The sequence below is a fragment of the Aeromicrobium sp. genome, from assembly GCF_049586495.1.
Classification (GTDB): Bacteria; Actinomycetota; Actinomycetes; order Propionibacteriales; family Nocardioidaceae; genus Aeromicrobium.
On the sequence record NZ_JBAVCB010000186.1, the window covers coordinates 1 to 9967 of the forward strand.

General features: G+C 67.0%; 10 protein-coding genes. All 10 read right to left on the minus strand.

Annotated elements, in window-relative coordinates; translation table 11 throughout:
• A partial coding sequence (locus WB508_RS09710) for an S-adenosylmethionine synthetase N-terminal domain-containing protein (protein ID WP_423844682.1) occupies positions 1–328 on the minus strand: 328 nt, incomplete at its 3' end.
• Between the two features lie 73 nt (positions 329–401).
• The gene (gene coaBC, locus WB508_RS09715; RefSeq protein WP_423844683.1) at positions 402–1616 is read right to left on the minus strand and encodes a bifunctional phosphopantothenoylcysteine decarboxylase/phosphopantothenate--cysteine ligase CoaBC; all 1215 of its coding nucleotides are present in this window, start codon (positions 1614–1616) and stop codon (positions 402–404) included.
• A gap of 19 nt (positions 1617–1635) precedes the next feature.
• Positions 1636–1917, minus strand: coding sequence for a DNA-directed RNA polymerase subunit omega (rpoZ, locus tag WB508_RS09720; protein ID WP_423844684.1), 282 nt, complete (start codon positions 1915–1917; stop codon positions 1636–1638).
• Between the two features lie 46 nt (positions 1918–1963).
• Positions 1964–2554 carry a guanylate kinase gene (gmk, locus tag WB508_RS09725; RefSeq protein WP_423844685.1) on the minus strand — a complete coding sequence of 197 codons (591 nt, stop codon included), beginning with the start codon at positions 2552–2554 and terminating at the stop codon, positions 1964–1966.
• Entirely contained in the window at positions 2547–2867 is a 321-nt protein-coding gene (gene mihF, locus WB508_RS09730; protein ID WP_423844686.1) for an integration host factor, actinobacterial type, read from the minus strand. The genes gmk and mihF overlap by 8 nt, the downstream gene beginning before the upstream one ends.
• Positions 2868–2914: 47 nt before the next feature.
• The gene (locus WB508_RS09735) at positions 2915–3355 is read right to left on the minus strand and encodes a hypothetical protein (protein ID WP_423844687.1); all 441 of its coding nucleotides are present in this window, start codon (positions 3353–3355) and stop codon (positions 2915–2917) included.
• Between the two features lie 32 nt (positions 3356–3387).
• Complete coding sequence (gene pyrF, locus WB508_RS09740) at positions 3388–4206, minus strand: orotidine-5'-phosphate decarboxylase (protein ID WP_423844688.1); 819 nt, start codon at positions 4204–4206, stop codon at positions 3388–3390.
• Positions 4203–7547 (minus strand): carbamoyl-phosphate synthase large subunit, encoded by a 3345-nt coding sequence (carB, locus tag WB508_RS09745; RefSeq protein WP_423844689.1) that lies wholly within the window; start codon positions 7545–7547, stop codon positions 4203–4205. The genes pyrF and carB overlap by 4 nt, the downstream gene beginning before the upstream one ends.
• Complete coding sequence (gene carA / locus WB508_RS09750) at positions 7547–8692, minus strand: glutamine-hydrolyzing carbamoyl-phosphate synthase small subunit (RefSeq protein ID WP_423844690.1); 1146 nt, start codon at positions 8690–8692, stop codon at positions 7547–7549. The genes carB and carA overlap by 1 nt, the downstream gene beginning before the upstream one ends.
• A 166-nt stretch (positions 8693–8858) precedes the next feature.
• Positions 8859–9967: dihydroorotase (locus WB508_RS09755; RefSeq protein ID WP_423844691.1), on the minus strand; the 1109-nt coding region annotated here is incomplete at its 5' end.

Below are 9967 nucleotides of genomic sequence, written 5' to 3' on the forward strand. Positions count from 1 at the left end.
AGGCCGAGTCGACGCCCTGCGCGATGTCGGGGCTCTGCGCGTCAAGGGTGACCTGGACGGCGCAGGAGGCTCCATCGAAGCCCTTGGTCGAGGAGTCGTAGCCGATCTCCAGCACGCGTTCACGAGCAATACGCGCGATGTCGACGTAGGCCTCGGTGGTGACCTCGCCACCCACCAGCACCATGCCTGTGGTCACGAAGGTCTCGCATGCCACGCGACTCGCGGGGTCCTGCTCGAGCAACGCGTCGAGGACGCTGTCGCTGATCTGGTCGGCGATCTTGTCCGGGTGACCTTCGGTGACGGACTCGGACGTGAAAAGACGGCTCACATGTACTCCTGGTTCTGGCCGCCTGCGGCGACGCTGCACTGGTGAAGTCTAGCGATGGTGATTCGGACTGACTTCATGAGTCCGATCGCTGGACGACCACGTCCCAGATGGTGTGCGCCAGATCGATCTTCGGACCCAGCGCCACCTCCTGGGCCGATCCGTCCGACGAGAGGATGACGGCCTGGTTGTCGGGGCTCCCGAAGACCTGGCCAGCGCTGACGTCGTTGACGACCAGCAGGTCGCACCCCTTGCGCTGCAGCTTGGCTCGAGCATGGTCGATGACCGAGCCGGTGGCGTCGCCCGTCTCCGCAGCGAAGCCGACGATGACCGGTCGGCGCTCGGCCACCGGCCGGTTGCTGACCAGCTCGGCGAGGATGTCGGGATTTTCGACCAAGAGGATCGACGGCGCAGACCCATCGTGCGTCTTCTTGATCTTGGCGTCGACGAACTCGGCCGGTCGAAAATCGGCCGGCGCTGCTGCCATGACGACGGCATCGGCGTCAGCGGCCGCCTTGAGCACGGCCTCGCGGAGGTCCTGGGTGCTGACGACCGGCACGACGTCGACGTCGGCAGGGTCAGGTAGCGCCACGTTGGCGGCCACGAGGGTCACCTCGGCGCCTCGTGCCGCCGCAGCCTCGGCCAGGGCGTAGCCCTGCAGTCCAGACGACTTGTTGCCCAGGAACCGCACGGGATCGAGGTACTCGCGGGTCCCACCGGCGGACACGACGACCCTCATGCCGACCATGTCCCCTGCCCGCTGTGGCTCCAACAAGCGCAAGGCTGCCTCGAAGAGGTGCACGGGGTCGGGCAACCGGCCCTTGCCGGAGTCGACGCCGGTCAGGCGACCCACGGCGGGCTCGATGACGGTTGCCCCCCGTTCACGCAGGATCCTGACATTGTCTGTCGTGGCCTCGTGCTCCCACATCTCGGTGTGCATCGCGGGGGCGAACATGACGGGGCATCGAGCCGTCAGCAAAGTCGTGGTGAGCAGGTCGTCGGCGATGCCCGCGGCCGCCTTGGCCAACAGATTGGCCGTCGCCGGCACGACGAGCACCAGGTCGGCCTGCTGGCCGATTCGCACGTGCGCCACCTCGTCGACGTGCTCGAAGACCTCGGTCTGGGCGGGTTGGCCCGACAGGGCTTCCCAAGTGGCCGCGCCGACGAAGTGCAACGACGAGCGCGTCGGTACGACGCGCACGCTGTGGCCTGCCTCGGTGAACAGCCTCAACAGCTCGGCGGCCTTGTAGGAGGCAATGCCCCCGGAGACGCCCAGGACGATCTGGCTCATGTGCGCCTCCGGGTGTGGCTCAGGCCTCGGTCGTGGCTGTCGGGTCGATGTCCTCGACGGTCAGGAGCTCGGCGTTGATCTCGCGCAGCGCGATCGACAGCGGCTTTTCCTGCGGGGCGGTCTCCAGGAGCGGTCCGACGTACTCCAGCAGGCCCTCGCCGAGCTGGGAGTAGTACGCGTTGATCTGGCGGGCACGCTGGGCGCTGTAGAGCACCAGCTTGTACTTGCTGTCGGCCTTCTCCAGCAGGTCGTCGAGCGGCGGGTTGGTGATGCCTTCGGCGACAGAGCGCGTGGTTGACACAGAGAGCCTCGCAGATTTCGTGGGATTTCGGGTTCTTCAGAACAGTTCAGGCACTGGCCGGATCACGGCCCGTGCCGAACAAGTCTACCAACTCCGCGCACGCGGTCTCGACATCCGTGTTCACGATGGTCACGTCGAACTCGGACTCGGCCTCCAGCTCGACCCGGGCGGTCTCCAGACGGCGGTCGCGCTCCTCGGCCGATTCAGTGCCCCGACCGATCAATCGGCGAGTGAGCTCTGCCCAGCTGGGCGGTGCGAGAAAACACATCAACGCTTCGGGCATGCGATCGCGCACTTGCCGCGCACCCTGGAGATCGATCTCCAGCAGAGCGGGCCGACCGGCCGCCAGCTGCTCCTCCACCGGAGCGCGGGGCGTGCCGTAGCGCGCCCGGCCGTGGACGACGGCCCACTCCAACAGACCGTCGGTGTCGACCAGCCGATCGAACTCAGCGTCGCTGACGAAGTGGTAGTGGACCCCGTCGACCTCACCAGGTCGCGCAGTCCGCGTCGTCACCGACACCGAGATCCAGATGTGGGGATGATCGCGTCGCACGCAGGCAGCGACCGTTCCCTTGCCGACCGCCGTGGGGCCGGCCAGGACGACCAGACGTGACCGGGCTCCAGGCCCGTCAGCCACGCGTCTTGAACTCGTCGAGCAGCGCCTTGATCTGGTTCGTACCGAGTCCACGGAGCCGGCGACTGTCGGCGATGCCGATGCGGTCCATGATCTCCTTGGCCTTGACCGCTCCCACGCCCGGCATGGCCCGCAGCAGGTCGAAGACCTTGATCTTGGCGAGGACCTCGTTGGCCTTCGACTCCGTGATGACTTCGCTCAGCGTGGCACCGGAGTGCTTGAGCCGATTCTTGACCTCTGCCCGCAGTCGTCGAGCGGAGGCCGCCTTGGCCAGTGCCGCCTCACGCTGTTCAGGAGTCAGCTTCGGGAGTGCCATGTCCTCGCCTCATTTCTCGTGCTTCGGTGTGGGTGCCGTGCGTGCTGCTACTTCAGTTGGATGTCGCAGGTCTTCTTGACGTCGGTCACGATGGCCCTGCGCTGTGGCGTGGTGTCGTTGAACTGCGTGTACGCCTTGTTCAGCACCTCGATGTCGCCGGCACTCAGCGCGGTGCGCTTGTCCTCATCGGCCATGTCCTGCAGCGCGAAGCCAACGTCTCTCTGCGCCGTGACGACGCCCTTCGTGGCGCGCGTCAGGGTGGTCCACTCCTCGTCGACCGGGGTGGGAGCGACCTTGCTGATCGAGGCCAGCGCCTTGGCGTACGACGCGTAGGCATCATCGGATCGTTTCGCGCCGAAGCTGTCGAGCGACTTCTGGTGGGTCTCGACCGCCACGCAGTAGGGGTCATCCGCTCCGCATCCGCCAAGCACCAGAGCACCGAGCATCACCGTCGTCGCCGCAGCAGCGGTCGTGACGCCGTTCGCCATGCGGGTCCTCCTCCTGATCCCTGGTGCAGGTGCTAGGAGCCTACAAGTTCAGCGTTGGTCCGAACGGCTTCCGCGCGCAGTGTCGCGGCATCTGGTCCAGCGGCCAAGATCCCGCGCGAGCTGGACGCGAGCACCTGATCGAACACTGACCCGAACAGCCGGCGCAGGTCCACCACCGTGCCGCCCTGCGCCCCGAAGCCGGGCACCAGCAGCGGCCCATTGATGTCGAGGGGCTCGATCGAGGAGCCGATCGTCGCGCCGACCACGGCGCCGAACGAGCCGATCGGCGAAGCGCCGGTGTTCATCGACCGCAGCTGGGACAGGACCGAACCGGCCACCGTCTCACCGGATTCGGTCCGGGCGTGTTGATACTGCGGACCTTCCTTGTTCGAGGTCAGGGCGAGGACGAACACGCCAGCATCGTTGTCGGCGGCGACGTCGAAGAACGGTCGCAGCGAGCCGAAGCCGAGGAATGGACTGACTGTCACGGCGTCGGCGGCCATGGGGGCGTCCTCATCGAGGTAGGCCTCCGCGTACGCCGCTGCCGTGCTGTCGATGTCGCCGCGCTTCACATCGAGCACGGTCAGCGTCCCGGTGTGCCGGAAGTCCTGCAGCGTGCGTTCCAGCACCGCCACCCCGGCAGCACCAAATCGTTCGAAGAACGCCGACTGCGGCTTGACGAAGCCGACTTGGCCGGCGAACGCCTCCACGCAGGTGGCGGCGAATCGCTCCAGCCCTTCGATCGAGTCCGGCAGGCCCCACTCGCCCAGCAGCCGCGCATGCGGATCGATCCCGACGCACAGTGGTCCGTAGGCGCGGCGGGCCGCATCGAAGCGCGAACCGAAGCTCATGCCCGTGATTCCTGTTTGATGCGCTCGCGACCGGCCCGCACCAGCGCTCCCCACTCCTGCAACGATGTGACGCCAATGCTGCCGTCGATCATCGCCTCGATGCCTTGGACCGCGGCCGCCAAGCCCTGCACCGTGGTGATGCACGGAATGCCCTCGGCTACCGCAGCGGTGCGGATCTCATAGCCGTCGACCCGTGCGTTGGTGCCAGCGGAGATGCCATGCGGCGTGTTGATGATCAGCTGCACGTCCTGCTCGCGGATCTTCTCCACGATGGTCGATGGGGGTTGGCCCGGAAGCGGATTCTCGTGCAGCTTGCGCATCACGGTGGCGTGGACGCCGTTTCGAGCGAGGACCACTGCTGTGCCGCTGGTGGCCAGAATCTCAAAGCCGAGGTCGGCCAGACGCTTGACCGGGAAGATCATGTGCCGCTTGTCGCGGTTCGCGACCGACACGAACACCTTGCCCGAAGTCGGCAGGCCGTTCTGGGCCCCCGCCTGGCTCTTGGCGAAGGCGGTGCCGAACGTGGTGTCAAAGCCCATGACCTCGCCAGTGGATCGCATCTCGGGGCCGAGCAGGGTGTCGACGTAGGTGCCCTCGTAGGTGCGGAAGCGGTTGAACGGCATCACGGCCTCCTTGACCGCGATCGGAGCGTCATCGGGCAGTCGCCCACCGTCGCCGGTGGCCGGCAGGAGACCGGCCGCGCGCAGATCGGCGATCGACTCCCCCAGCATGATCCGGGCTGCGGCCTTCGCCAGCGGTGTCGCCGTGGCCTTGGACACGAACGGCACCGTGCGCGAGGCCCTCGGATTGGCCTCGATGACGTAGAGGATGTCCGAGGACAGCGCGAACTGGATGTTGATCAGCCCGAGCACCCCCACACCCTTGGCGATCGCCTCGGTGGACTCTCGGATTCGTCCGATCTCCAGGTCGCCGAGCGTGATCGGCGGCAGCGCGCAGGCCGAGTCGCCAGAGTGCACGCCAGCCTCCTCGATGTGCTCCATCACACCGCCAAGAAACAGTTCGGTGCCGTCGTAGAGCGCGTCGACGTCGATCTCGATCGCGTCGTCGAGGAAGCGATCGACCAAGACCGGCCGTTCCGGCGAGATCTCGGTGGCGCGATTGATGTAGTCGGCCAGCGTGGCCTCGTCGTACACGATCTCCATGCCACGTCCGCCGAGCACGTAGGACGGACGGACCAGCACCGGGTACCCGATCTCGTCGGCGATCTCCTTGGCGTGCTCGAAGGTGGTGGCCATGCCGTGCTTCGGAGCCGGCAGGCCCGCTGCGGCGAGCACCTGACCGAACGCACCGCGCTCCTCGGCCAGGTCGATGGCCGCCGGCTGGGTGCCCACGATCGGCACCCCCGCGGCCTCGAGTCCTGCTGCCAGCCCGAGCGGCGTCTGGCCGCCCAGCTGCACGATGACGCCGGCGATCGGACCCGCCAGCTGCTCGGCGTGCACGATCTCGAGCACGTCCTCCAGCGTCAGCGGCTCGAAGTACAGCCGGTCTGAGGTGTCATAGTCGGTCGAGACGGTCTCGGGATTGCAGTTGACCATGATCGTCTCGTAGCCGACGTCAGACAGCGCCATCACCGCATGCACGCACGAGTAGTCGAACTCGATGCCCTGCCCGATGCGGTTGGGCCCGCTACCCAGCACGATGACGGCGGGCTTCTCGCGGGGCTCGACCTCGGTCTCCTCGTCATAGGACGAGTAGTGGTACGGCGTCGTGGCGGCGAACTCCGCGGCGCAGGTGTCGACGGTCTTGTAGACCGGCCGCACCCCGAGCGCGTGGCGCACTCCTCGCACGACGGCTTCACTCATGTCGCGGATCTGGGCGATCTGGGCGTCGCTGAAGCCGTGCCGCTTCGCGCGCCGCAGCACGGTCGGATTGAGCTCGCGCGCCTCGATCAGATCCCGCGCAACCTCGTGGATCAAGAACAGCTGATCGACGAACCACGGATCGATCCGGGTCGACTCGTTGATCTCCTCGGGTGTGGCGCCGGCCCGAATCGCATCCATGACCAGCCGGAGTCGGCCGTCATGAGGTCGCGCGATCTCGGTGAGCAGGGTCGCCTTGTCGCCGGGCTCACCCGTCCAGCTGAAAGCCGCCTCAGGTCGTTCCAGCGATCGCAGTGCCTTGCCGAGCGCCTCGGTGAAGTTGCGGCCGATCGCCATCGCCTCGCCCACTGACTTCATGTGCGTCGTCAGGGTGGAGTCGGCGGCGGGAAACTTCTCGAAGGCGAACCGCGGCACCTTGACCACGACGTAGTCGAGCGTGGGCTCGAAGGAGGCCGGGGTCTTCAAGGTGATGTCGTTGGGGATCTCGTCGAGCGTGTAGCCGATGGCGACCTTGGCAGCGATCTTGGCGATCGGAAAGCCTGTGGCCTTGGATGCCAGGGCGCTGGACCGCGAGACGCGGGGATTCATCTCGATGACCACGATTCGGCCGTCCACGGGGTTGACCGCGAACTGAATGTTGCACCCGCCCGTGTCCACCCCGACCACGCGGATGACGCCGATCGAGATGTCGCGCATGCGCTGATACTCGACGTCGGTCAGGGTCATGGCGGGCGCCACCGTGATCGAGTCGCCGGTGTGCACCCCAACGGGATCGAAGTTCTCGATGGAGCAGACGATCACCACGTTGTCGGCGGTGTCGCGCATCACCTCGAGCACGTACTCCTTCCACCCGAGGATCGACTCCTCGAGGAGCACCTCGGTGGTCGGGCTGAGAGCAAGACCCGAACCGGCGATGCGATCGAGGTCCTCACGGTTGTAGGCCAGGCCAGACCCACTGCCACCCATCGTGAACGACGGCCGCACCACCACGGGGTAGCCGCCCAGCTCTTCCACGCCCGCCACGCATTCGGCCATGGTGTGGCAGATGACAGACTTGGCGACCTCAGCGCCCCACTCGGCCGGCAGGTCCTCGACGATGCGTTTGAAGATCTCGCGGTTCTCGCCCTTCTCGATCGCCTCGATCGAAGCCCCGATCAGCTCGACGCCGTACTTGGCCAGGACTCCGGATGTGTCCAGCGCGATGGCTGCATTCAGGGCGGTCTGTCCACCGAGCGTGGCCAGCAGCGCGTCGGGCCGCTCCTTGGCGATGACCATCTCCACGAATTCAGGCGTGATGGGCTCGACGTAGGTCGCGTCGGCGAACTCCGGGTCGGTCATGATCGTGGCCGGATTGGAGTTGACCAAGATGACGCGCAGTCCTTCTTCGCGCAGCACCCGACATGCCTGGGTGCCGGAGTAGTCGAACTCGCAGGCCTGGCCGATCACGATCGGGCCGGACCCGATGACCATGACGCTCTGGATGTCAGTTCTCTTGGGCATCAGGCATTCACTCCAGGCGTCACGGGGTGCTCGGACATCAGCTCCACGAATCGGTCGAACAGGTAGTCGGCGTCATGCGGACCGGCGGCCGCCTCAGGGTGGTACTGCACGCTGAACGCAGGGCGCTCGAGCAGTGCGAGCCCTTCGACGACCTGGTCGTTGAGGCACACATGGGTCACGCGAGCTGCACCGAACGGGGTGTCGAAGTCCTCGCCGATCGGGGCGTCGACGGCGAACCCGTGGTTGTGGGCCGTGATCTCGACCTTGCCAGTCGTGAGGTCCTGGACAGGCTGGTTGATGCCGCGGTGGCCGTAGACCAGCTTGTAGGTGCCGCGACCGAGGGCTCTGCCGAAGACCTGGTTGCCCAGACAGATACCAAAGTACGGAAGCCGATCGGCCAGTGCCGACTCGACGAGCGACACGGCGTGATCAGCTGTCGCGGGGTCTCCCGGGCCGTTGGACATGAAGACTCCGTCGGGTGCGACCGCGCGGATGTCGCCGTACGTGGCGGTGGCAGGCATCACGTGCACCTCGATGCCGCGCTCAGCCATGCGGCGTGGTGTCATGCCCTTGATCCCGAGATCGATCGCCGCGACGGTGAAGCGCTTCTCGCCGACCGCCGGGACCCGGTAGGACTGCTCGGTCGTCACGTCGGCCAGGAAGCTCGAGCCGGTCATCTGGGGTGCCGCTGTGACGCGTGCGAGAATCTCGTCGATTTCACCGGGACCCAGCGGAGCGCGACCAGACACGATCGCCGCACGCATGGAGCCGCGTTCGCGTAGGTGACGGGTGAGGGCGCGGGTGTCCACACCTGAGATACCGACGACTCCTTGGGCCTCCAGCGCCTCGTCGAGGCTGGCGGTGGCTCGCCAGCTCGAATGCACGCGCGCGGGGTCGCGCACCACGTAGCCGTCAACCCAGATGCGTCGGGACTCGAAGTCCTCGTCATTGATGCCGGTGTTGCCGACGTGCGGCGCGGTCATCGCGACGATCTGGCCCTTGTAGGACGGGTCGGACAGTGTTTCCTGATAGCCCGTCATGCCGGTGGAGAACACGATCTCAGCGATCGTCTCCCCCACTGCGCCGTAGGACTCGCCGTGGAAGACGCGACCATCCTCCAGCACGAGGATCGCGGGGTGCGTCATGCCTGAACCTCCTGAACCGGTTCGTTCGCCAGGGAGCGAAGCGGCCGTGGGGCCGGAGGCCGAGGCGAACCCCAGCAGACCGGCTCGCTTCCGCCTCGGTCGCTTGTTCCTCGCTCCCTCACGTTCCTCGCAGAGCTCGTCACTGGCGAGCAGGGAGTGGGTGTCGTCATGCGTGAACCTCATTCTCGACCAGCTGGCCGTCGAGCACGGTGGGTCGGCCGCGCAGCACGGTGGCGACGACGCGGCCCGGCAGCTCGCGGCCGGCGTAGGGGGTGTTGCGCGACAACGAGACCGTGTCGGTGGGGTGCACCACCCGACTGGCGGTTGGGTCGTAGAGCACCAGGTGGGCCGGTTCCCCCACGGCGATGGGTCGACCGTGGTCGGCGACGCGCCCGATGGTGGCGGGGATCGACGACATGGCTTGAGCGACGCGGTCCCAACTGATCATGCCGGTGTCCACCATCGTCTGCTGCACGATCGACAGCGCCGTCTCCAGCCCGATCATGCCGAAAGCGGCGGCGGACCACTCGCACTCCTTGTCCTCCATGGGGTGCGGGGCGTGGTCGGTGGCAACGATGTCGATGGTGCCGTCGGCCAGGCCCTCGCGCACGGCCGCGACGTCGTCATCGGAGCGCAACGGCGGGTTGACCTTGAAGATCGGGTCGTAGCTGCGCACCAGGTCGTGGGTGAGCAGCAGGTGGTGCGGCGTGACCTCGGCCGTGACGTCGATGCCTCGGCTCTTGGCCCAGCGCACGATCTCGACCGATCCTCGGGTCGACAGGTGACACACGTGCAGTCTCGAACCGACATGCTCGGCCAGCAGCACGTCGCGAGCGATGATCGCCTCTTCGGCCACGGCTGGCCACCCGACCAGACCAAGCTCGCCGGACAGCGCGCTCTCGTTCATCTGAGCGCCCTCGGTCAGACGCGGCTCTTGCGCGTGTTGCGCGATGACGCCGTCGAACGCCTTGACGTACTCCAGCGCCCGACGCATCAGCACCGCGTCGTGGACGCACGTGCCGTCGTCGGAGAACACGCGAACCTTCGCGGCGGAGTCGGCCATCGCACCCAGTTCGGCGAGCCGTTCGCCCAGCAGGCCGACGGTCACCGCTCCGATGGGCTGCACGTCGCAGTACCCGCCCTCACGGCCCAGCCGCCAGACCTGCTCGACGACGCCGGCCGTGTCGGCCACCGGGTCGGTGTTGGCCATGGCGTGGACCGCCGTGAACCCGCCGAGGGCGGCCGCCAGCGTGCCGGTCTCCACGGTCTCGGCGT